The sequence below is a fragment of the Asaia platycodi JCM 25414 genome, assembly GCF_000614545.1.
GTDB classification, from domain to species: Bacteria; Pseudomonadota; Alphaproteobacteria; order Acetobacterales; family Acetobacteraceae; genus Asaia; species Asaia platycodi.
On the sequence record NZ_BAKW01000001.1, the window covers coordinates 87,295 to 108,388 of the forward strand.

At 59.9% G+C, this 21,094-nt stretch carries 18 protein-coding genes, 3 pseudogenes and 1 riboswitch; of the genes and pseudogenes, 2 read left to right on the top strand and 19 right to left on the bottom strand.

Going from position 1 to position 21,094, the window contains the following annotated elements:
- Nucleotides 1-137: 137 nt before the first annotated feature.
- The 4 genes from JCM25414_RS27060 to JCM25414_RS27075 are packed head-to-tail and all read right to left on the bottom strand — an operon-like array spanning nt 138 to nt 2,672.
- On the bottom strand, nt 138-1,694 hold the full coding sequence (locus tag JCM25414_RS27060; RefSeq protein ID WP_242403189.1) for a TonB-dependent receptor plug domain-containing protein: 1,557 nt from the start codon (nt 1,692-1,694) through the stop codon (nt 138-140).
- Complete coding sequence (locus tag JCM25414_RS27065) at nt 1,691-1,855, bottom strand: hypothetical protein (protein WP_242403190.1); 165 nt, start codon at nt 1,853-1,855, stop codon at nt 1,691-1,693. Before JCM25414_RS27065 ends, JCM25414_RS27060 begins: the two co-directional genes overlap by 4 nt.
- The gene (locus tag JCM25414_RS27070; protein WP_242403191.1) at nt 1,801-2,439 is read right to left on the bottom strand and encodes a TonB-dependent receptor plug domain-containing protein; all 639 of its coding nucleotides are present in this window, start codon (nt 2,437-2,439) and stop codon (nt 1,801-1,803) included. The genes JCM25414_RS27065 and JCM25414_RS27070 overlap by 55 nt, the downstream gene beginning before the upstream one ends.
- Nucleotides 2,430-2,672, bottom strand: a complete 243-nt coding sequence (locus JCM25414_RS27075) for a hypothetical protein (RefSeq protein ID WP_035442364.1) — start codon at nt 2,670-2,672, stop codon at nt 2,430-2,432. The genes JCM25414_RS27070 and JCM25414_RS27075 overlap by 10 nt, the downstream gene beginning before the upstream one ends.
- Before the next feature lie 671 nt (nt 2,673-3,343).
- On the opposite strand from JCM25414_RS27075, the gene JCM25414_RS00430 reads away from it, so the two are divergent.
- Nucleotides 3,344-5,434, top strand: coding sequence for a S46 family peptidase (locus JCM25414_RS00430; RefSeq protein WP_025840365.1), 2,091 nt, complete (start codon nt 3,344-3,346; stop codon nt 5,432-5,434).
- Between the two features lie 122 nt (nt 5,435-5,556).
- Here JCM25414_RS00430 and JCM25414_RS15430 read toward each other — a convergent pair.
- Together JCM25414_RS15430 and JCM25414_RS15435 are read right to left on the bottom strand one after the other, a co-directional pair.
- Nucleotides 5,557-6,418: pseudogene (locus JCM25414_RS15430) on the bottom strand (SDR family oxidoreductase).
- 131 nt (nt 6,419-6,549) lie between these two features.
- Nucleotides 6,550-7,919 (bottom strand): annotated as a pseudogene (locus JCM25414_RS15435) (NAD-dependent succinate-semialdehyde dehydrogenase).
- Nucleotides 7,920-8,117: 198 nt separating this feature from the next.
- A riboswitch (cobalamin riboswitch) is annotated at nt 8,118-8,329 on the top strand.
- Between the two features lie 155 nt (nt 8,330-8,484).
- Here JCM25414_RS15435 and JCM25414_RS15440 point away from each other — a divergent pair.
- A pseudogene (locus tag JCM25414_RS15440) lies at nt 8,485-9,464 on the top strand (HoxN/HupN/NixA family nickel/cobalt transporter).
- Between the two features lie 45 nt (nt 9,465-9,509).
- Here the strand turns inward: JCM25414_RS15440 and JCM25414_RS23930 are convergent.
- The 13 genes from JCM25414_RS23930 to JCM25414_RS00505 all read right to left on the bottom strand — a co-directional run bounded on the left by JCM25414_RS23930 (nt 9,510) and on the right by JCM25414_RS00505 (nt 21,094).
- Nucleotides 9,510-10,178, bottom strand: a complete 669-nt coding sequence (locus tag JCM25414_RS23930; RefSeq protein ID WP_051535578.1) for a TonB-dependent receptor domain-containing protein — start codon at nt 10,176-10,178, stop codon at nt 9,510-9,512.
- Entirely contained in the window at nt 10,175-12,745 is a 2,571-nt protein-coding gene (locus JCM25414_RS15445) for a TonB-dependent receptor plug domain-containing protein (RefSeq protein ID WP_242403192.1), read from the bottom strand. Before JCM25414_RS15445 ends, JCM25414_RS23930 begins: the two co-directional genes overlap by 4 nt.
- Nucleotides 12,746-13,110: 365 nt before the next feature.
- Nucleotides 13,111-13,401, bottom strand: coding sequence for a hypothetical protein (locus tag JCM25414_RS21080; protein WP_025840366.1), 291 nt, complete (start codon nt 13,399-13,401; stop codon nt 13,111-13,113).
- Nucleotides 13,398-13,925, bottom strand: a complete 528-nt coding sequence (locus JCM25414_RS15450; RefSeq protein ID WP_025840367.1) for a hypothetical protein — start codon at nt 13,923-13,925, stop codon at nt 13,398-13,400. The genes JCM25414_RS21080 and JCM25414_RS15450 overlap by 4 nt, the downstream gene beginning before the upstream one ends.
- Complete coding sequence (gene gspD, locus JCM25414_RS00465; RefSeq protein WP_025840368.1) at nt 13,922-16,285, bottom strand: type II secretion system secretin GspD; 2,364 nt, start codon at nt 16,283-16,285, stop codon at nt 13,922-13,924. Before gspD ends, JCM25414_RS15450 begins: the two co-directional genes overlap by 4 nt.
- Entirely contained in the window at nt 16,282-16,785 is a 504-nt protein-coding gene (locus JCM25414_RS21085) for a hypothetical protein (protein ID WP_025840369.1), read from the bottom strand. Before JCM25414_RS21085 ends, gspD begins: the two co-directional genes overlap by 4 nt.
- Nucleotides 16,782-17,366 (bottom strand): type II secretion system protein GspM, encoded by a 585-nt coding sequence (gene gspM / locus JCM25414_RS00475; protein ID WP_148300862.1) that lies wholly within the window; start codon nt 17,364-17,366, stop codon nt 16,782-16,784. The genes JCM25414_RS21085 and gspM overlap by 4 nt, the downstream gene beginning before the upstream one ends.
- 4 nt (nt 17,367-17,370) lie before the next feature.
- Nucleotides 17,371-17,670 carry a PilN domain-containing protein gene (locus tag JCM25414_RS00480; protein WP_025840371.1) on the bottom strand — a complete coding sequence of 100 codons (300 nt, stop codon included), beginning with the start codon at nt 17,668-17,670 and terminating at the stop codon, nt 17,371-17,373.
- Nucleotides 17,616-18,446: a hypothetical protein gene (locus JCM25414_RS00485; RefSeq protein WP_025840373.1), complete on the bottom strand. Its 831-nt coding sequence runs from the start codon at nt 18,444-18,446 to the stop codon at nt 17,616-17,618. Before JCM25414_RS00485 ends, JCM25414_RS00480 begins: the two co-directional genes overlap by 55 nt.
- Nucleotides 18,447-18,465: 19 nt before the next feature.
- Entirely contained in the window at nt 18,466-19,101 is a 636-nt protein-coding gene (locus JCM25414_RS00490; protein ID WP_025840374.1) for a prepilin-type N-terminal cleavage/methylation domain-containing protein, read from the bottom strand.
- Entirely contained in the window at nt 19,049-19,459 is a 411-nt protein-coding gene (locus JCM25414_RS00495; RefSeq protein ID WP_025840375.1) for a type IV pilus modification PilV family protein, read from the bottom strand. The genes JCM25414_RS00490 and JCM25414_RS00495 overlap by 53 nt, the downstream gene beginning before the upstream one ends.
- Nucleotides 19,456-19,878, bottom strand: a complete 423-nt coding sequence (locus tag JCM25414_RS00500) for a prepilin-type N-terminal cleavage/methylation domain-containing protein (protein ID WP_025840376.1) — start codon at nt 19,876-19,878, stop codon at nt 19,456-19,458. Before JCM25414_RS00500 ends, JCM25414_RS00495 begins: the two co-directional genes overlap by 4 nt.
- A complete protein-coding gene (locus JCM25414_RS00505) occupies nt 19,868-21,094 on the bottom strand; it encodes a type II secretion system F family protein (RefSeq protein ID WP_025840377.1) in 1,227 nt (408 codons plus the stop codon). Before JCM25414_RS00505 ends, JCM25414_RS00500 begins: the two co-directional genes overlap by 11 nt.

Sequence of the window (21,094 nt, forward strand, 5' to 3'; positions counted from 1 at the left end):
CTTTGCGGCGCAAAGGATCGTGTCAGGAATGCTGACGTGCCACTGTGCCGCTACAGCGCAATGGACTCAGGTTCAAGAACGCATGAAGCCGGCAGCGTTTCCGCTCCCGGCTTCATCAAATCACGCGATCGACCAGTTTACAGGCTGGCGCTGATGCGACCGAAATAATAGCCGCCGGTAAATGGCACCTGATTGGAGAACTGATCATACATCGAGCCGCCAGCCGGGACGAGATTGCCGGGTAGGCGACGGGGGCGCACGTTGAACACGTTGTTGACGCCGATCGTCGCATGAACGCGCGAGGTGATCTTGTAGCCGATTTCAAGATCGGTCAGCCAGCGCGGTGTGTTCTTGAACTGGCCGAAGCATGAGGTGGAGTAGCGCAGGGCGCCGCCGCTGGCGCAGGTGGCCGATGCAGGTGTCCAGTCCTGATAGGTCATCATGTTTGTCGTCTCGCCATAACGGCTCTGGCGAATGTTCACATCCCACTTGCCGATTGTCCACAGCGCATCGAGAATGATCTTGCTGCGCGGTGTCGCCGTGGTGATGTAGCCGATCGTCTGGTCGTTCAGCAGTGGCTTGCCGATGGACGAGATACCGTTGTGATGCAGGCGGGTGCGGTTGAGGTTGAATGCCGCCATGAGTGCGACATTGCCGTATTCATGCAGATGCACGAGGTAATCGGCCTTGATATCCAGACCCTGTGTGCGGGTGCTGGCCCCGTTTGACAGGAAGTAGGCCGAAGAGGCCGCCGCATTGGTCGCGGTGGGCGAGACATCGAAGCCGAAAGAGCGGATCGCGTCGAGCGCCTGGGCCCCACGGACCGTGCCGCCCTGAACGATGCGGTCGCGCAGATTGATCTGATAGACATCGGTCTCGACATGCAGGCCGCGCACCGGCTCCATGGTGAAGCCTGCGCTGGCATTGACCGAACGTTCCGGCTTCAGGCCCGAGGCCCCCAGAGAGCGGGCAGCAGCGGATTCAACCGGCAACTGGCCGCCGACACTGCCCGTGCCGGCAAAGATGTTCAGACGGCTGAAATGCGATTCCTGCAGCGTCGGAGCACGAAACCCGTTGGCGATGGTACCGCGCAGGGCAAAACGATTGGTGAAATCGTAACGGGCCGAAATCTTGCCGTTCTGTGTGTTGTCGGTGTCGGTATAATATTCGTACCTCCCGGCCAGGTCGATCGAGAGCTTGCTGGTGGGGCGGATGGTCGCATCGACATAGGCCGAATAGATGTTGCGATACCAGGTGCCTGCCGATTGCGGCGGAATACCCGCATGCTCGACCGGGCCGCCATCGAGATAGGATTCAGGATTGCCGGAGATGATCTGATAGGAGTCCAGACGATGCTCGCCACCAAAGGCAAGGCTGACGGGCATGGACCAGACCTTGAAACCGCGACGCAGATCGAGATTGTTCGTCCATTGCGTGTTCTTCTGGGTGTAGTCCCAGAACTTGCTGGGTGAGTAGCCGGTACGGGCGAGTTCGCCCAGATTGACCACGTCGCGAATGCTGATGCGTGAATTATCGCCGCCATAGACGGTCGAAAGATTCCAGTCGAACCCGAAAAGGTTTTCGCCCTTGATGCCGAGTTCGGCAGCGTAATCGAGTTCGTCATCTCCGGTGATCGGGCGAAGTTCCGAAATGCCGGCAGCAGGCACGACATAGGGATATTTATAGGCCATCATTTCGGCATGGCGATAGCGAGTGTTGCCTGACCATAAAGTTCGATGCCAGCCGCCAGAGGCTTGCCGAAATTGAGCGCGAAGGTTTCGCGGGTTTCCTTCGGCGTGCTCAGATAATCGGTCTTGCGGCCGCGCCAGCTTTCAGAGCCGGGCTTGACGCCCACAAAGTAGTTCTTGGTATCGGCACCTGCGGGCCAGTAGCCGAGCAGGGCGTGATCGGGGCCCCAGGCGATGGCATGCTGTGTCTGATAGAACTGCGCGCCGAGATGGACATAGCCATCCTTGCCCAGCTTGAAGCCGCCATCGGCATCGAGCTGATATTGCTCGCCGCTGCAAGATAGGCATTAGCGCCGCCCTGACCGCTCAGGGTCAGGCCATGGTCCTTTTTCTTGGTGATGATGTTCACCACGCCTGCAATGGCGTCAGAGCCATACATGGCTGCCGCGCCATCTTCGAGCACTTCGATATGGTCGATCATATTGCCCGCGAGCATGTTCAGATCGACGCCCGAGGACGCGAATTGAGGGCCAGGCTTCTGCACGATATTGGCCGTCGAATGGCGACGCTTGCCATCGACCAGAACCAGCGTTTCGTTAGGGCCGAGACCGCGCATCTGGATGGACGACACCAGCGAGTTCGTGTTCGACCCGCGTGCGCTCATGGTGATGGACGGATAGGTGCGTGTCAGCGCATTGGCGATGTTCAGCTCGCCCGAGCGCTCCAGCGTCTTCGACGAAATCACGACCACGGGCTGATGCTCTGGCGCGCCTTGACATGGCTCTCACGCGTGCCGGTCACGACGACCTGTTCGGCGTCGTCAGAGGGTTTGACGAATTTGTTCTTCTTCGTCAGTGCGGTCGCCTTGTCGGCTTTCTTCTGGGTGACTTCCTGCGCCTCGGGCGAGGCGGCTGCTTCGGCGCCCCGGCTCACGAATGGCGTGCAGGCAGTCGTTGCAACGAGGAACAGGGCAAGTCTTTTCACCGGTCTCTCCGACACGTCTCTGGATGTAACGGGTCGCAAAATTGTTACCGGGGTGGCGCGAGTAAAGTTAAGCTTTTATGGCAATATGTCGTATTATTTCTAGTTTTTGATAGAATATTTCCAATGTTGATGGACCAACAAAATAGCCGAATGTCGACCTCGATTAGTCGAAGAGTAGAGGTGATAAAATCCCGTTATTTATCTCTCGTTATTCCAAAATTGAATGAAATCGTCTCTCATGTTTCACGATTAAAGAGTGGGAAGATAATCTTTGTCTCTCTTGCGAGAGGCTATTTTTCTCTCGAAACCATTTTCGGCTGTCATTACATATCTGCCTGATGTTTGAAACGACATGTAACTACTTCGTAAAAACGACTTCACTCTTCCGAAATCCTGCGCGCAGAGATGAGGGCACGAAGGTTCTCGTCATGCCCGATCCAAAGGGTGTCATGAATTTGTCATGGAGATCCGGCGCTGTCGTGACAGGCGAAAACGCAATGTTGCGTCCCCGATATAAACTGCGCCGATCACAGAAGCGGATTCTGTCCCGGCCTTCAGCGTTACGGTCAGCGTGGTCCGGCATCGATCTGCTGCGTTTTCGCCCGGTTGCAAATCTGAGCGCGATATGGATTGATACATTATATCATCCTTCAGTCGCGAGCTTCCGATCCATGTCTCTCAAACGATCCCCGCTTCTGCTTTCCTCCGCGCTTATCGGTGCTTTCGCTTTTGCAAGCACTGCCCATGCGGATGAAGGCATGTGGACCTTCGACCATCTGCCCAAGGCGGCCTTGCAGAAATCCTATGGTTTCACCCCCGATGCCAACTGGATTCAACATGTTGTTCAGTCTTCGGCACGACTGGCTGAAGGCTGCTCGGCTTCTTTCGTCTCGGGTGACGGGTTGGTGATGACCAACCATCATTGCGCGAATTCCTGCCTGGCCGCCCTGTCGGACAAGGATCACGATTATTTCCGCGACGGTTTCACGACCAAGGACCTCGCAGATGAGCGTCAGTGCCCCGGCATGGAGCTCGATCGTCTCGACACGATGAAAGATGTTTCCAGCCCCGTTGCCGATGCCACCAAGGGCAAGCAGGGCGCGGCTTATGCAGCGGCCCTTCAGGAAGTCGAAAGCAAACTCACCAAAGACTGCGTTGGTGGTGATGACGCTCATTGGCGCTGCGACATGGTCTCGCTTTATCACGGTGGGCAGACGGCGCTTTATCGCTATCGCCGCTACAAGGATGTGCGCGTCGTTATGGCGCCCGAGCAGGGCATCGCGTTTTTCGGCGGCGACCCCGATAATTTCGACTATCCGCGCTATGATATCGATCTGTCGATGCTGCGTGTTTATGAGGACGGCAAGCCCGTTCATACACCTTTCCTGCAATTCGACCCCGCAGGCCCCAAGGCGGATGATCTCGTTTTCACCTCCGGCAATCCGGGACGCACCCAGCGCGGCCTCCCTGCCGCTGCTCTTGCTTTCCAGCGCGACGTAATCAATCCGACCGTAATCGCCCTGTATTCGGTGCGCGAAGGCATGTTGTGGCAATACGGGCGTGAAAGTGCCGAGCATGCCAAGCAGGCCGAAAACACGCTCTTTGGTGTGCAGAACGCCTTGAAGTCATTTTCGGGCACGCAGTCTGCTCTGCAATCGAGCGATATCGTTGCACGCCGTGCCAAAGAAGATGCCGCGCTTCAGGCATGGATTGACGCCGATCCGGCTCGCAGGACGAGGTATGGCGAACCCTTCAAGGCCGTCGACAAGGCCATCGCGCTCGAGAAGGATCTTTTCGCGCGTAACCTGGCTCTGGGCATGGTGTTCGGTGGAGCGCTCGATAATGTCATGGCGCTGGTCGAGGGCGCCCATGAGCGTGGTTTGCCCGATGCCAAGCGTCATGCTGGCTTTCACGACGCCCAGCTTGGTGAAATCGAAACCGCTCTTGGCGCGAAAGAGCCATTTTATCCGGAACTCGAAACGGCTCTTTTCGCGCTTCGCCTGACGAGCCTGCGTCAGACCATCGGGGCGGACGATGCGCTTGTGCATCTGGCGCTCGGCAATGATGCCCCTGATGATCTCGCCGCCCGCCTGATCAAGAGCACGACAATGGGCGACCCGGCGGCACGTCTGGCGCTGTGGAAAGGCGGCCTCAAGGCGGTCGATGCGTCTACCGACCCGCTGGTGGTGTTCACGCGCAAGCTTTATCCCAGCTATGCTGCATTGCGCGATCGTATGCGTGATGAAGTCGGTGCGCCGTTGCACAAGGCTGAAGGCGATATCGCCCGTGCCCGCTTCGCGCAAGCCAAGGCTGAAGGGCGTCTCGATACGCTTTATCCCGATGCCACGTTCTCGCCGCGTCTTTCGTATGGCACGGTCAAAGGTTGGCGCAAGAACGGCGTCGATGTAGCGCCCTTCACTGATTTTGCCGGGATGTATCGTCACGCCACCGGCAGCGAGCCTTTCGCTCTGCCCAAGCGCTGGCTCGATGCCAAGGCCGCGGTCAATCCGTCAACGCATCTCGATTTCGTTTCGACCAATGATATCGTGGGTGGCAATTCCGGCTCGCCGGTCATCAACCGTGAAGGCAAGGCTGTCGGTCTGATTTTCGATGGTAATCTACCTAGCCTTGCTGGCGATCTTTATTACGACATCAGCAATAACCGTGCGGTCGCGACCGATACGAGCGCTATCATCGCGGCACTCAGGGTCGTCTATCACGAAGACGGTCTGGCAGGTGAGCTGATCAACGGTCATCGCTGAACGTGCTCTCTGCGGGGTGCTGCCCCGCCCGCCCCGGAAAGGGGCGAGCCCCTTTCATCCCGATGTAGGGTTTCCAAAGGGCGACGGCCCTTTGGCGGTGTTTGGGGCGGAGCCCCAAACACTCAGATAACCGGCGTGCCGCCTGTTACGGCGATGGTGGCGCCTGAGATATAGCTGGCTTCGTCGCTGGCGAGCATCACATAGGGCGCGATCAGCTCGACCGGCTGGCCGGGGCGGCCGAGCGGAGTGTCGGCACCGAAAACGTGAACATGATTGCCATGCATGGTGGCGGGGATAAGTGGGGTCCAGATCGGGCCGGGTGCCACGGTGTTGGAGCGAATACCCCTCTCGCCGAGAAGCTGGGCCAGACCACCGCTGAAATTCTGGATGGCAGCCTTGGTGGCGGAATAGGCCAGAAGGCGCGGTTTGGGGCTGTCAGCATTGACCGAAATGGTATGGATGATCGAGGCGCCGCTCTTCATATGGGCGACGGCGTGGCGTGTCAGGCGGAACGTTGCCCCAATATTCGTGGCGAAGGTATCGTCCCACTCATCCTCGGAAATATCTTCCAGAGCGAGACGCTCGACCTGAAACGCCGCGTTGTTGACGAGCACGTCGATGCGTCCGAAAGCGGCCACGGTGTCGTCGACGACGGATTTGCAGATCGCGCGCGATTTAAGATCGCCGGGGAGCAGGAGCGCCTTGCGACCGGCCTTTTCAATCCAGTTTGCCGTTTCCCGGGCATCCTTCTCTTCCTCGGCGAGAAAGGAGAGAGCGATATCCGCACCTTCGCGGGCGAAACCGATGGCTACGGCACGGCCAATGCCTGAATCGGCGCCCGTGATGAGGCGATCTTGCCTTCAAGCCTGCCGGAGCCTCATAGCTGCTTTCACCATGATCGGGCAGAGGCGTCATGGCCTCGGTCTGGCCGGGGATGCGGTCCTGGAGGGGGGTATCGAAAGGAGGTCGGGGAAAATTCGTCATGATGAATGCCTTCATGCGGGGGAAGGAAAAGACGCGGCGCGTGGCCTGCCTGTGTTCATCGCGAAACCGTGAGGTGAAGTTTCATGGCAAAGGATATCAGGGGTAAGAACCCCCGATATCCGACGCGTCGATCAGGCCGAACGGATCAGTTTGTGATTGACGAATTCCTCAATGCCGTTCGAGGAAAGCTCACGGCCATAGCCGGAGTTCTTGACGCCACCAAAAGGCAGCTCGGGAGCGGTGCCTGTCGGCTCGTTGATGAACACCATGCCGGTCTCGATACGCTCGGCAAGCTTGCGCCCGCGCTCGACATTGCTGGTGTGGATCGAACCGCCGAGACCGTAAGGCGAGTCATTCGCGAGCGCGATCGCTGCGTCGTCATCAGCGACGGGGTAGACGATGGCAGCGGGGCCAAAGATCTCTTCGTAAAAAATCGGGTTGTCCTTGGTCACCCCGGTCAGAAGAGCGGCTTGCATAAAGAAGCCCTCGCGATCAAGCTGCTTGCCACCCGCGACGAGCTTCGCGCCGTTGGAGACCGCTTTTGCGACCTGGCTCAAAGCGAGCTTCATGCGTTTTCGCTGCTCATCGGGCCGTGGGTCACGCCCTGTTCCAGCGGGTCGCCATAGCGGAATTCACTGATGGCGTCGGAAAGGCGACGCACGAACTCATCGGCAAGGGATTCGTGCACGATCATGCGTTTGGCTGCGGTGCAGACCTGACCGTTATTGGACATGCGGCCCGCAACGGCGTTGGGGATGACCTCGTCGAGATTGGCATCTTCGAGCACGATGAACGGATCGGAGCCACCGAGTTCGAGCGTGGTCTTCTTGAGCGCCTTGCCTGCCTGGGCGGCCACCGCGCTGCCTGCGCGTTCACTGCCGGTCAGGGCAACGCCGCGCACTTCGGGGCGGGCGATCAGCTCTTCGGAGACGTCGTTATCGATGAAGAGATTGGTCCAGACACCCTTGGGCGCCCCGGCTTCGAGGAAGAGCGCCTCGAAAGCGAGCGCGCATTGCGGCACGCCAGGGGCGTGCTTGGCAAGGACGACATTCCCCGCCATGAGATTGGGGCCGGCGACACGCGCGAGCTGATAGTACGGGAAATTCCAGGGCTCGACGCAGTAGATGACACCGAGAGACTGGCTCAGAACCGTCGCGCGGCCCTTCTCCACCGCGATCTCGCGTGGGGCGAGAAATTTCTCGGCATTTTCGGCGTAGTAGCGCAGGATTTTCGCTGAAAGCTCGGTTTCCGCGATGGATTCCGGCAGCACCTTGCCCATTTCGATGGCGATGAGGCGCGCGTATTTTTCCTTGTTCTGCTCAAGGATCTGCGCCGCCTTGAGCACAATGGCCTTACGATCGGCGAAGCTGCGATGGCGCCAGTCGCTGTTGTAGAGCGCATGCGCGGTTTCGAGTTTCTCGAAGGCCTGAGCCTTGGTGTGAAGCTCGAATTCGCGCTCGATCTTGCCGGTTGACGGGTTGATTGTCCGATAAAGGCTCATCGTGATGGCTCCTTTTTGGGGGATCCCTTTCCTCTCGGTCGGGTGATCTGCATGATCTAGAAAAGGGCGAGCAGCAGGATGGTTGCGTTTCGCGTAACGCTACAAAGCGCGTCAGACTGGTCGTCGCATCCTTTGGCGCCCTGAAAATTACGACATCGTGGGGCGAAATGCGCTTGGCATTCGGGCTTTCGGGTGGTTACGTCCGTGCTTGTCGAAGGTCTCGCGCGAGCGAGTGAAAAGGGAATGCCGAGCGGGCTGGCAGATCGGCAATCGGTCGGGTTCGAGGCGGCAGCTGTCCCCGCAACTGTGAGCGGTGAGTGCCTGCTTGAGCCACTGGAGGCATGCCTCCGGGAAGGCGCAGGACATGATGACCCGCGAGCCAGGAGACCTGCCTTCGTCTTTATGCCATGGCCGCCGGGCGGGTCGATCCGGCAGCCGGAGACAGGGTTTTGATCGATCAGACAGTCAGCCGTCCATCACAATTCCGCCGAAGAGAGGCCCGGTCATGACAAAGGCACCGATTGATGCGGGCACCCCGGAGAAAAGCCTTCGTCTGCGTATTTCCATGCTTGGTTTGTGTCTGATACTGGCCAATCTTGCGCTCTGGGTCTGGAGCTTTGTCCTGCTGCGCGACAGGCCGCTTCTGCTTGGCAATGCGCTGCTGGCTTATGGCTTCGGGCTGCGTCATGCGGTCGATGCCGATCATATCGCCTCGATCGATAACGTGACGCGCAAATTTATCCAGATGGGTCTCAGCCGCTTCTGACGGGGTTCTGGTTTGCGATAGGCCATTCTCTTATCGTTGTGTTGGCGGCGTTGGGTACGGCGCTGCTGTCTCAGGCCATGCAGGACCGCTTTGGCGCCTGGCGTGATATCGGCAGTGTGACCGGCACGCTGATTTCGGCAGGCTTCTTATTTGCGCTGGCGATCACGAATTTTATCGTCCTGCGCGGGGCCTGGCGTGCCTGGCGCCATGTGAAGGCCGGAGGCGCGGTCGAGGAGATCGATATCGACGCGCTGCTGGCCAAAGGGGGTGTACTGGCTCGGTTGCTCACGCCACTTTTCAGACTGGTGTCGAAAAGCTGGCATATGGTGCTGCTCGGGTTTCTGTTCGGGCTGGGCTTCGATACGGCGACAGAGGTGTCGTTGCTCGGGCTGTCTGCCTCTCAGGCCAGCCATGGGGTGTCGATCGCGACAATCATGATCTTTCCGGCACTCTTCGCTGCCGGTATGGCCTTGATCGATACGGCCGATGGCGTGCTGATGCTGGGTGCTTATCGCTGGGCCTTCGTCGATCCATTACGCAAGCTGCGCTATAATATCATCATCACCCTGATTTCGGTCATTGTGGCAATCGGGATCGGCAGTATCGAGACATTGAAGTTGCTGGGTGACAAGATCGGTTTCGAGGGCCGGTTCTGGCAGCTCGTTTCGCTGGTGAGTGACAGCTTCAACCAGATCGGTTTCATCGTGATCGGCCTCTTCGTTCTGGCCTGGATGCTGTCGCTTGTTTTCTACCGCGTCGACAGACGCCGCCGGGGGTGAACTCCGGGTGTCGCCCCCAATCCTGAGTGAGCGTGTTGCTGGGCTTCAGAAGCTGGCGCCGATGCGCATTTGGAAGCTGCGACCGATCAGGGCCTCGTAATAACGGGTGAGGTTATAGATTCCGGCGTCTTTCGGCAGGGCGTCGGTGATATTATTGATCACGAAGCTCGTGGAAAGATTTTTCGTGACCGCGTAGCCAAGCGAAAGATTGAACTGCGCGAAAGCGGGACGCCTGTTGGCCTCATAACGCGTTGAGGGCACCTGTAGCATGAAGAGGCTCGGCCCGTACCACATTGTCTGCCACTGCGCGCTGAACGCGCCACGCTGCCAGTTGGTGTTGAGCGTGAAATTATCTTTGGGCGAACTGGTATTGCCGACCAGAGCATAGGTGCTGCCGAGATAATTCTGCTGGCTTTTCAGATAATGAACGTAATTGCCTTGCAGATCGATTATACCAGCTTCCTCCGGCAGGCCGAGCCTTTTTAGCGGCAGGACATAGGCGAGAGTTGTCTGCAAGGCCTGCGTTTCATAGCTGGCAATATTATAATAGCCCGCCTCGAACGAACTGATCTGTCCCGAGCTGTCGCGGGTAAAGGTCGAACAAAACGCGTTATTGGGATAGCTCGCTGAGTCATAGCAGGCATCAAGCAGGTTGCTGGCGCTCAGATAGGTGATGGCATCGGCGATTTTTACATCGACGAAAGACGCCTTCATATCGAAACCCCTGAAAAATGGGGTCTGAATTCGAGACTGCCTGTGTAGCTCTTCGACCGTTCATTACGCAGATGCGCATTGCCGCCTGCTGTGCCGGGCACGGAATAGGAATTGAAATTGGAGGTGAAAGGTTGTGCCAGTCCCGCCTTGGCGCAGTTTGCCATGCGCAAAGCCGGATTAGGGCCGGAAGTAAGACCGACATCCGAGCAGGGATCGACGCCGCTTTCATAGTCGGTCGCGCGTGGCGAATAGAGTTCGCCGACAGAAGGGTTGCGAACCGAAACGGCGTAATTGCCGCTCAGTCCGAAATCGCGCATGGGCCACCATGAGGCACCGACCATATACGTCCAGTAAGCGCCGGTAATGCTGTTATAGGTAAGGCGACCGTTTGCTGTCAGAGACAAATGATAGGCGCCGGGTACCTGCATGCCGGGCGAGACCAGCGGGATATCGAGTTCACCAAACGCTTCGTGGGTGTGATAGGCGCCGCCCGTCGAGGGAATGACGGCGTCATTGCCGTATTGAAGCACGGTGCCATCCGGCTGCTCCCACCCGCTCAGATAGGCGCCGGGGTTGAAATGATAGGCTTCACGGCGGTGTTCGTAGCCAAGATCCCAGCGTATATCCCCTGCGGGTAGCCGGAAAACGGTGGAGCTGATCTCTGCCAGCAGATCGCGCTGCGTATTACGATTTGTCGTGCGTTCGATAGCTGTCACATAGTCGCGTGCGGCCTGTGTCATCTGGTTATAGCCGAAAGGGTCCAGCGGTGCACAGACAGCGCTGCGCGTGGCTATGGGGGCATTTTCGTAGCCGGGGGCGCATTCGATCGTTCCATCGGCTGCACGCACGGCGTTCAGCGCATTGACCAGATTGGGCACGACCAGAGAGGGCTGTGTCGTGACATTGGTATAGCGCGTATATTCGCCACGGATCTTCCAGTTGAACTGGCGGTTCGCTGCCTTGAAATCGCCGTGCAGGCCGCCCTGAAAGCGGAACATCTGCAAGGTGGTGCGGAAATAGCCGGTATCGAGATCCTGATTGAGGCGGTTCAGATAGAACTGATCGGTCGGCAGGCCATTGGCTGCAAGCGCGCTCTTGATCGTGCTGCTTTCGGCGCTGGTGAGATAGGGATTGTCGGTGCTGAGTGCGAGCGGGCCGTTTGTGACGCCTTCAGTAAAATAGCTGCTGCTACGTGAACCGTCTGTATTGGGGGTAAGCGCGTCATTGAAGACGGCGCTGCTGAAGGTCCCGTTATTGACCTGATTTTCAGAGCTGCCTCTGGCGTACCAGCCCTGCCAGGTGGCGTGGAGATGCTCGGTGAAATCGTAATGGCCGAGCAGGGTGAGATTGAGCTTGTCCGTTGGCGTGCGCATCTGGATGTAATTGCGCAGGGCTAACCCGTCTCCGCCGATACCCAGAGCGTTATCGCCCTTGAGCAGAGTGCCGCTGTTGAAGGGCACAAGCGCCTGGCCGTTCTGGCTGAAGACGAGGGGGACGCCATTGGCATCGGCGATGCCAGCATTGGCTAACCCGGCATAGGCTGAACCATAGACACCTCCATAAACCGGGAGGTCGCCGTAAACGCCGGTCAGTGTCGGCATGCCGGTCAGGGAACTCTGAATGTAACGCGTGCCCGAACCCAATACAAAATCATAGGGCGCGTTCTGCCCGAGAGCGGCACGATGATAGATAACGGCGTTCTCGCCGAAACTGCTGGGTCGGTCGCTGGCGAGCATCCCCGCCTGATTGCGATATTCGACGTCGAACACTAGGCCGCCGCGATCGTGATCGAAGCCGGTACCCGCCTTGAAGGCAATTTTCTCGGCGGCATTATCGAGTTTCTGAGACCAGTCGCCCTGTGCGTCAAGCGAGACGCCCTTGTAACGATCATCGAGTTCGTAATTGATCACGCCCGCTACGGCGTCGGCGCCATAAGCGGCGCCAGCCCCACCGAGACGTGTGTCGATGGTCTTGATCAATGAAGTCGGCAGAGCGCTGATATCGACTTCGGAACCTGGCCCGACTCCATAGATCGAGGCCGTGGCGCCGCCGCCCATGCGCATGCCATCCACCAGGGTCAGGGTGCGTTGCGAGCCGAGATTGAGCAGGCTGACGAAAGACTGTCCGGCACCGAAACTGCTCTGTGTGCCAATCGGGGAATTATCGCCGACACTGACCGCCGGATTTTCACGCAGAAGCGCCAGACCCAGATCGAGATAGCCACGTCGTTGCAGCTGTTCGCCGCTCAATGTGGTGCCTGCCATGACATTTGTCAGACGCGACTGGCTGAGTCTCGTGCCGGTGACATAGAGCGTTTCGGTTGTGGGGGCAGGAGCGGTGACGGCCTTCGCAAGAGTATTGGCTTTGATGTTTCGCTGCGTCGAGGCAGTTCCGGGTTTCGCGGTATTGGAACCGTTTCTTTTGGCCGCGACCGGGCGTTGTTTCAGTTTGGTATTGGCTAAAGCGACCGAACAAAGCGACGTGCTGCTGATCAGAGCAGCGACAGCCAGCGTGAAGGTTTTTCTGCGATGAATACCCAGAATTGCCATTGGTCCGGGAAGGGTCATCGATTTGGCCTTATCGCTCGCTCTGTGATTTGGAGTTCGTTACCTATGGCCTATTGCTGGTGCAGCAAAACCAGTCTCTTACCTTGTTCGATGAAATGCCTGACCATGTTGTATAATCATCACGGTTTAGCGTAATTTGGCTGCAGTACAGGTCGCACTTTGCGACATATTAACGAATATCTCGGGATGTCGCCAATATTTCCTGCTGATATATGAGGCGCTGTTTATAAGTGTGTCGTTGCCCACAATGGACGCGTATGCGATCTCACTTGACCGTCAGGTAGAAGCGGGCGACGTAGACAGTATTGCCTAAAGTCGTCCTATATACCGATCAGTTCTTGCGTGACATCATCCAGGCAAACCCCTCAACGCGTCTCTTGTGCCAACCTGAGGATTGTCGGGGCGCTGCGCCCGGTGTCGTTCGTGAGCAGGAAAGCGGCCCGGCGTTCGACAGAACCTGCCTGACCGTCTTCGACCCTGACAACAATATCGACGCTCGTGGCATGCGATTGACCCGGTTTGAGAGGGGGCAGGGGCGCCATACCGGAGCGGGCGAGAGCGGCGCGGGTGACGGGATCGGTGATGGGCAGGCGGAGATCTTCCGTCTGTGTCAGGGAGAGATGCGGGCGCAAATTACCCATCAACGGCGGGGTCATGCCCGGTATGAGAGCCAGCTCCTGAAGAGACTGAAACGGTGCATGAGGCGCTGATAGGGCAGACCGGCGCCAAGATAGCGCTTTTGCTCATTGGGGTCGTTGCCCTGACTTCGGTTGCGCCATGCGACGAGATCGCCCGCAAGAGCGTCGGCCTGAGAAGGCGCAGCACCGCTCTGTTGCAGGAGCGCCGCCAGAAGCGGGCGCGGAGCCGTGTTCGGGTTGACGCGGCTGGCTTGCGACTGCACCCATATCGTCAGCTTCATGCCATCCTGTACCAGCCTGTGCGGGGTGCCATCGGCGCGCCAACGGGTTTTTTCGGGGCCGAGTTCATGCAACACACCGATCCAGATACCGCCTTCTGCAAGACTGTCCATCTGGGCGGTGCGGCGCAGGAGCCGCGTTTCGCGTAGCTCAGACCCTGCTCCGGCCAAGATCATCGCCACGAGAAAAGACAGCCCGGCCAGTGTCCAGAGCGTGATCAGCAGAGCGAAACCGCCCTCGTGCTTCTTTCGCGCTGCGCTCAATGATCCAGCCTGAGGCTTTCGCGAATACGCTTCTGCGGGTCCGCGCTGCCCGTTCCATGCATGGGCGTCAGCTCATTGGGCACATCGGCGGCGTTGGGGTGGGTATCGCGCAGATCTTCCATCAGATCGACGGCCTCGCGCTGATCATGCATGACATGCGGCGTGATCAGGATCAGCAATTCGGTGCGTTGGCGGCTGTTATTCTGGCTACCCGCCAGAAAGCCGAGCACGGGAATGTTCTTGAGCCAGGGAATGCCGCTATTGGCGCGGCTCGAGTTTTCGGTGATCAGCCCGGCAAGCCCGACTGTCTGGCCATCCTGCACCACGACACGCGAATTGACCGAACGGTCGTTGAAAGTGGGGTTTGCCGCGCTGCTGGTATTGCTCGCTGCATTGGAGCTGACGGAACTGACTTCCTGCGAGACATCGAGCGTTACCAGACCGCTCTGGCTGACATGGGGGGTCACTTCCATGATCACCCCGGTCGGCTGATAGGTGAACTGGTTATAGACAGACGTGCCGATTGTGCTCGATTGTGAGCCGATCTGCACGGGTACGAGCTGGCCGACCTGAAGCCGCGCGGCCCGGTTATCCAGCACCATGAGCTGTGGCGAAGACAGCACATGCACGGTGGTGACGTTCTGGAGCGCATCGATCGCAAACGGTGCCCCGCCGCCGCTCGCCCCGCCGATAATGAAGCCGGGCAGCGTATGGCTGAAAGCTGCGGTTGCCAGTGTGCCTGCCGTGATGCTCTGGCTGTTGCCGCTCAGAACCCCGTTTATGCCGCCCGATTTGAAAAAGAACTGGGTGCCGTATTGCAGGGCGTCATTGAGCTGTACCTCGGCCACGACAGCATCGATACGCACCTGAAGCGGCATGACATCGATGCGCCGCAGCATCTGATCAACCTCGTCGCTCTCTTGATCGGTGGCGAAAACGAGAATGGCATTATGCTGCGCGTTAGAGAGAATGCGCAGTGTATCGGTGTTTTTCTCGCCGCCGGTTCCGCTGCTGTCAAGCCCCCCTAGCAGGGGGTTATTCATGGCTGCCTGCTGGGTGCCCTGAGCATTCTGGCCCGGATTCTGCCCGAGCCCCGCTGTGCCGTTTCCGCCAGGTCCGGTCGTGCCCTGATTGCCTGTCAGCCCGCCTGCGAGCCCGGTCGTGCCACCAACTCCTCCCGTGCCGCCGCCCGCGCCGCCAGCCATGGCGCTGGACATGGCCCCTGTGAATCCTGTCTGCGTGTTCTGGCCCGTGCCGCCGGGGGGAAGGGCCGTGACGTTCTCGGGGGTGAAGGCCTGTTGCAGCGTGTAGGTGACATCGTTGACGCTGGAGTTCTGCACATAGAAAATGTGCCAGCTTCGCACCGTTGCGCGTCTGTGACGTTCGATTAGTGCGGAGAGGCGTCTGGCATCCTCGATATAGCGCGGAGTGCGCGAAACCACGAGCACGGCGTTGACGCGACTCAGCGGCAGAACCTGCACGAGTTGCGAGAGGGAGTTGTTCGTGCCGTGCAGGGCACTCTGCAACGCCGTCGCCATATCCTTGGCATTGCCGGAATCGACGGGCAACAGGGCGTAGGATTGTGCGCTCAGCCAGTCGACATCGAACGCCCGGATGACTTCGATCAGCGCATTGCGTGCCGAAGGGTCGCCGCTTACCAGCAGCGCATTGCCGCTCTCGACCGGAGTGACGCGCGCGCCATTCTGCACGAAGGGTTGCAGCGCATGAGCCAGGTTGCTGGCTTGTGCGTAACGCAGGGCCACCATCACTTCGCCGCCCATCGACAGGCTGTCAGCCATGCCCGCAACCGCGCCTTGTGCCGCGCCCGGCGCTGACTGGCTCGGTACCACGCGGTAAAGCCCGTCGGAATGGATCAGAACCGCATGAACCTGAGAAAGCAGAACCTGCAGGGCAGGCAGGATCTGCGCGTTGGTCAGAGGCTCGCTGGTACGCAGCGTGACCTGCCCCTTCACCGACGGGTCGATGGCGTAATTGACGTGCAGGATATCGTTGAGGATCTGCGCGACCGCATCACGAATATCGGTATCGGCAAAATTGAGCGAGATCTGACCGATACCCGTCGTGCTTCCCGAAATTGGCAGGCTGGGGAGTACAGCCCGACCGAGACTGGTCTGGGCCTGCCCCGGAGTCGTGCCGTTTGTAAGGCGCCCTTCAGACAGATCCTGCGACATGCCCGCGAGGAGGAGTGGCCCGCCGAGCGGCTTGACCTTGGGCGGCCCCTTGTCGCAGCCCGAGAGACCCAGAAGCATCGCGGCGCAGAGTGCTGAGCTTGAGGCGAAGGTAACAGCGCGCGCGCGGGGCAGGCGAAAGAGGGAGAAAGCGCGAGGCTGAGAAATCATTGCGGCATACCTGGTGGAGCGTTGTCGAGAGAAGAGGCGGGCGGTGCAAAATCGGGCTCGGGACGTTGAGCGGGTTGCGGTGAAGCAGCGAAGGGAAGCTGATCGGGTGTGGCAGGGTCGGTGCGCTCACGGTCGGGATGGAGCAGGCGCTCGCCGCGCCCGTCCCTGATGCGCACGGCACCGTTGTCGATGCCGATCACCTGCCACGCGCCAATGACCCCGTTCACCGGCACGATCACGCCGCGATCGTGACCGGGCAGCATGAAAATGGCGCGTTGCTGGCCGGTGCCGTCGATAATTGCAGAAAGCCTTGGCGTGCCCGTCATCAGGGCAGTGCTCGGAGGCGGTCGCCTGGTCGGGGTAAAAAGAGGGCGGGCCAGTATCTGCGTCTGCCGGGCCAGAGGCTGCTCGATCGGGTTTTGCGACGCGGCAAGCGCCGGTTCTGTCAGGCAATTCAGGAGAGGAGAGAGCAGCCAGAACTGGCGCAGAACGCGCATCATGGGGTGCTGCCTTTTTCTGCCGGGGCGCTCGTTTCGCGACGATAGGCGAAGACGCTCATGTCGCAGCTCATGCTGTCGGGCACGGCCCCCTCGCTTTCGGCTTCATGCAGATGCAGCGCGTCGCTCACCATGGTCGGGGCATTGGTTTCGAATGAAGTCAGAACACGCACTAGCACCGCATAGGGCGCTGTAAGCGTGATATGCAGCCCGACGCGCCGATAGCGCCCGTCCTTGATCGGGGGAAGGGTTTCGCTGCTACCCAGATCGGCCCCCTGATCGGTGGCGATCTTCTGCACCAGATCCTGCAGATTGGCGCCGGCAATGGCATCGCTGCTGCCCTCTATCAGGCGTGACCCGCCTTGTGGGAGACGTGCTGCGGAGAGGCGCAGATGAGGCAGGATCTCCTGCAGATGGCGCATCCGGTCCAGCGTTTCCTCTTCAACAGCGAGGCGATGCGCGCGTGCGGCATAAATCTCGAAGACCGGGCCGAGCGCGATGTTCCAGACAAGAAAAAGCGCACCCACAAGCATAGCGCAGGCAAGTACCTGCCCGCGACGCCCTTCGGGGAGTGAGGAAGACAATGCCTCATGGAGTGCCGTCCCTGGACTTGCCGTCCTTCACCGTGCCGATATCGGCGCGGATCGAAAACAGGCTGGCGCTCTGCCCTGCAAGATGCGTTACCGGGGCGATGAAGGCTGGATTACGAAAAAGCGGTGTGCGGCTCAGGGTCTGGATGAGGGTTGTTGGCTCGGTGGATTGACCGCTGATCAGCAATTGACCCTGTCTCAGGCTCAGATCGGAAAGATACGAGCGGTCGGAAAGGGAGTCGGTCAGCGCCGCCAGAATATCGAGCGGATCTCCCCAGCGCTGACGCGCCCTCCCCATGATCCGGCTTCAGCCCTATGGTCTTCGATCTGGTGACGCAGGGCGCTCGCCTGCAAGGCGGCTGGGCGCAGCATGGCGATTTCGGCGTCGAGCCTGCCGAGGCGCAGCGATTGTTGCCAGAAAGCCAGGGCGATCAGCGCGAGCAATATGAGCGCGGCGCCCGCTCCGGCCAGACGGCGCGGGTCTGACAGGCCGAAACGATGCGCGCCTTGCTGCGGCGAGAGCGCGATGCGTCTGGTGCCGCTGGCATTTTCGAGCGTGTCGGGGCTGCGGCCCAGCTTTGCGAGCGGCGCCAGAAGCGGCTCGACGGCAGCCCGTCTTGCAAGGGAGAGGCTGAGGGTGACGGTTTTCTGGGTGAGATCGCGACGCGTGACGGCGTGGCTCCAGAAAAGTGTCTCGGCAGGGAAAGGGGTGAGACGGTCCATTTCGAAACCCAGCACGGTTTTCAGATCGTTCTCCGCAGCCAGAGGCAGGGTCACGCTGCGCTGCATGATCTGCGTATCGGAGAGAATCACGATCAGCCGATCCGGTCGTGAGGCTTTTTTCAGCGCGCTCTGACACCGTAAGCGTGTCTCACCGTCTTCTGTGTCTGAAAGGCCCAGCCTGCCCAGAGCCGTGGTTCCATCGCGAAACGACAGCGTCAGGTCGAGATGGGTCTCTTGTGGCACGGCAAACAGAATCGGTCGGGCAGGTATGAAGCGTGCTTCCCTGAGCCGTTGCGGGATCAGGGAAAAAAGCTGCCGCCCCCACCAGAACAGAAGCAAACGCAGTGTCATGAAGCGCCTGTCTCCGCCGTCATGGCATGGGGTCCAGCAGGGGAGCCGCGACGATATCGGGCCAATGACGCGGATCGCCTGCTGCAAAATGCAGGCGCAGCCGCACAAGCCGGGGCAGTTTGTTGCCGTACCATGTCGTGTTCCAGTGTCCGTCTGAGTAGTAACTGCAGTCGAGGCCGGTGAGGCCTTCGAGCAGAAGGCGGGTTCGGGGTGGCGGGGCAGGCTCGATCACGTGGCGGTGAGGTGTCCAGATCAGCACAAGCCGGTGCGCTTCATCAACAGAGAGTCGCATATCGGCGTGTGCATCGGGTCTGTCATCGAGAGCGCGTGGTGTCGGGCCGCGCAGAACCAGCCCATGCGGCCTGCCAACGAAAAGCGGCCCGTCCTGCCCGGCACCCGGATCGGCAGTGGCGATCATCTGGCGCAGAAAGCGATCGACCGCACCCAGATCGCCCTGCGCAGAGACAGACGTGCGTTGTTTCTCGAAAACGCGTGTGGCCGCATCGAATCCCTGACGCAGCACCAGCATGACGATCGAGAACACGACCAGAGCGAGCAGCATTTCGAGCAGGGTAAAGCCTGCTTCACTGTGGCGGCGCCTCTCATGGCGCTGTCTCGGGGGCGCCGAGACGAAGCGTGGTGAGGGTGAGCGCACGACGTCCTGATGCCGTCACCGGGTCGGGCCAGGATTCCGTCACAGCAACATGATAGAGCACCATGCCGGCAGCATTTTGCTGCGGTGTCATCACGACCCGCCAGCGAAAGCCGCTCCCATCTTCGCCGCTTTGCTCATAGGTGCCCAGACGCATGCCATGACCGATGGCCGCCATATGCGATTGCGCGCGCGACAGGGCTTCATGAGTGGCATTGGCCAGATGGGTTGCCCCCACCCCGCCGAGCATCCCGCGATAGAGCACACCGAGAGACAGCATGACGATGATAAAGGCGATCAGCACCTCGATCAGCGTGAATCCTGCCTCGTCGTCCGGTTCCTGCCTTGTTTGTTCTTTCATCCGCCATGGGCCTCCACGGCGCCGGTAAGCCAGTTGACCCCAAGGGTGATCCGGTTCGGTCCGCTGACAAGTGTCAAGACCGGACCGGCGGCGCTGCCATCGGGATAAAAGACGAAGCGGCTGGGTGTGACCGGCAGAAAGCCAATTTTCGGCAAGGCGTGAGGTACGGTGCCGACAACACCATAGTTCTGAAGAGCCGGATCGATACTGAAGATTTGCGTCTTGTCCGAATAAAGGGCGCGCATATGCGCTTCGCGCAGACCGGCCGCAAGTTCGCGCGCCGCGCCGCGCAGTTCGAGACGGGCGGAATGGGAGGGACCGCGTGCGACCAGCATCGCCCCGAGTGCTGCCATGATGGCGAGCACGACCAGCATTTCCAGAAGGGTGAAGCCGCTCTCGGCGCGGCCTTTACTGCGCAAGGTCGTTCAGGCTCAGCATGGCAAGAAGCAGCGAAGAGACGATGCCAGCAACCATCAGCCCCATCACGATGGTGATGGCTGGAACGAGAATGGCCACAAGACGCTGTATGGCAATGCGGGCCTGTTCCTCATGGATATCGGCAGCACGCAACGCCATGGGGCCGAGCTGCGCGGTCTCCTCGCCAAGCTGAAGCAGATGGATCAGCCGGCGTGGAAAGATCCCGGCCCGGTCGAGCGTGCTCGATAGTCCCGCCCCCTGTCTGGCGCTGTCTGTCGCGGCCTCGATAGCCGCAATCGCTGCCTGATTGCCCAGAGCCTCGCGCACGATACCCAGCGCGGCCAGAAGCGGCACGCCATTGACCAGAAGTGTGCCCAGAATGCGCGCCAGACGGGCCGCCAGAATTTCACGGCTCAATGCCCCGAGGCCCGGCAGGCGTAAAAACAGGCGGTCGACCACGCGCCTGATATCGGGCCGGGCCAGCAGAAGGCGCGCAACGAGCACCAGAAGGCCGATCCCGATCAGGCCGAATACGCCATAATGGCCGATCAATGCGCCTGTCTCGGTCAGGAATTGCGTTGAGGCAGGCAGGGCAACGCCGTTCTGTGCAAAGAGCGGTGTGAATTGGGGCAAGACCTTCGTGAGCAGCAGCGTGACCGAACCGATGGCGGCCAAAGTAAGAATCGCCGGATAAATCATGGCCGATTGAACGGTACTTGCCAGAGCACGTTCGCGTTCGAGCAGCGTGGCGAGGCGCTCCATGGTGGGCGCCAGATCGCCCGTGGCCTCGGCTGCGCGCACCATGCCGAGATAGAGCTTCGGGAAACTTCCGGGCGCAGCGCCCATCGCGAGATGCAGGGCGCGTCCGTCGCGCAGCTGGTCGCGAACCGCGTTCAGAACTGCCCTGGGGCGGACACTTTGCGCGGTTTCGATCAGAAAACGCAGGGCACGATCGATATCCTGCCCGGCGCCAAGCATCACGGCGAGTTCGCGGGTGAATATGGCCAGCTCGCCGCGCGTCAGATCGCGTCGTGAGAGCGAAAATGAAAAGCCCGGGAGCGTCTGTAGCAGCCCTTCTGGACGCGACGCGCCCAGCGTGACGGGGATATACCCGAGCCGACGCAGCGCGGCGATCGCCTCGGCTTCGTTCTGGGCGTCGAGCGATCCGCTCAGCATCGTACCCTGGGCATCTATGGCTTTATAGGCGTAGTTTGCCAC